The 1,570-nt window shown below is 69.2% G+C and carries 3 protein-coding genes; 2 read left to right on the forward strand and 1 reads right to left on the reverse strand.

The features are described 5' to 3' along the window. Positions 1–2: 2 nt before the first annotated feature. Positions 3–485 (reverse strand): DUF4446 family protein, encoded by a 483-nt coding sequence (locus E1261_RS44705; protein ID WP_238176860.1) that lies wholly within the window; start codon positions 483–485, stop codon positions 3–5. Positions 486–595: 110 nt separating this feature from the next. Between E1261_RS44705 and larB the strand changes: the two genes are divergently transcribed. Continuing rightward, positions 596–1,315 carry a nickel pincer cofactor biosynthesis protein LarB gene (gene larB, locus E1261_RS44710; RefSeq protein WP_132416438.1) on the forward strand — a complete coding sequence of 240 codons (720 nt, stop codon included), beginning with the start codon at positions 596–598 and terminating at the stop codon, positions 1,313–1,315. Next, on the forward strand, positions 1,312–1,570 hold a 259-nt coding region (larC, locus tag E1261_RS44715; RefSeq protein WP_132416440.1), incomplete at its 3' end, for a nickel insertion protein. The genes larB and larC, both read left to right, overlap by 4 nt.

Below are 1,570 nucleotides of genomic sequence, written 5' to 3' on the forward strand. Positions count from 1 at the left end.
GGTTAGGTGAGGGTGGGGCCGGCGTCTTTGCGGAGGGTTTCGAGGGCTTCCTCTTCCTCCGGGGAGAGTTTGGACTCGCTGGCGAAGGAGCGGATCTCCTTGGCGTAGGTGCGGGCGTCGGCGCGGCTGTTGATCGAGGTCAGGACGACACCGTGGCCATTGTCGTCCAGCAGGGCCAGGGACCAGGACAGCTTGCCGCCGGTGTCGCCGAACGCGTCGTACCGGACGATCGCCAGGTGCTGCACGGTGTCCCGCAGCTCGGCGCGGGTCACCTCGATGTCCTTGCCGAGCCTGCGCAGTTCCGCCTTCACCGTGCCCGGCTTGGCCTCGGGCTGCGGTTCCGGCTCGGGTTCGGGCTCGGGAGCCGGTACGACGGTCGCCGTCGTACCGGTCTGGGCCCGGACCGCCTGGATGGCGAACACGAGGGCGAGCACCGCCACGAACAAGGCAGCGATCCCGAATGCACCGGCTAACGTCGAAGACACGCACGAGAGCCTAAGGCATCAGCGTTTACCTGAGTACTCAGGTGGTTGCGGAGCGTGCAGAACGACGGCCGGAAGAGGTGTCCGGGGCAGTGGGCACGTAGATTCACGACGTGACACATTTGCCTGACCAAGGACCACAGCCGGGGGTTCACGACCTCGGTTACGCCCGTCTCGACACCGACCGGCTCGAACGCACCGGCGACGCCGAGGTGGTGTACGGCGCCGGCAAGACCCCTTCCCAGGTGGTCGAGTTGCTGCGCACCCTGCACGCCACCCACCCGCACACCGCCGTACTGGCGACCCGGCTCACGCCTGAGGCCCAGTCCGCGGTCGCTGCAGAGCTGCCGGAGGCTGTGGTCGACCCAGTCGGCCGTACGGCGGTTCTGGGGACGCCTCCCGTTTCCCGGGGGACTGTGGCCGTGGTGGCCGCCGGTACGTCGGACGCCCCGGTTGCGCTCGAGGCGGCGACGACTGCACGCGTCTTCGGAGCGCACGTCGAGATGATCACCGACGTGGGCGTGGCCGGGCTGCACCGGATCCTCGGCGTCCGTGAGCGGTTGGACGAGGCGGACTGCCTGATCGTCGTCGCCGGGATGGAGGGTGCACTCCCCAGCGTCGTCGGCGGACTGGTCGGCGTACCGCTGGTCGCCGTGCCGACGTCCGTCGGGTACGGCGCCTCGTTCGGCGGAGTGGCCGCGCTCCTAGGCATGCTGAACTCCTGCGCCCCCGGAGTGACGGTCGTGAACATCGACAACGGCTTCGGCGCCGGCGTCTTCGCCGCCCGCGTAGCCCGCCGAGCAGCCCCCCGAGAAGCCAAGGACGAGTCGTGAAGGTCGCCTGGATCGACTGCTCCGCCGGCGCCTCGGGCGACATGCTCCTAGGGGCCCTCCTGGACGCCGGCGCCGACCTGGCCTACGTCAACGCCGCAGTAGCCGCCGTAGATCCCACGTTGTCAGTCCAGGTGAGCCAAACAGCCCGCCACCAAATAGCCGCCCTCAAAGCCACAGTCGAGGTGAACGGCACCCCCCACCCAGAAACCGTTCCAGGCGAGGTATCCGCGCACGGGGTTGGGGGGAGCTGGGTGG

It is taken from the genome of Kribbella albertanoniae (genome assembly GCF_004348455.1).
Classification (GTDB): domain Bacteria; phylum Actinomycetota; class Actinomycetes; order Propionibacteriales; family Kribbellaceae; genus Kribbella; species Kribbella albertanoniae.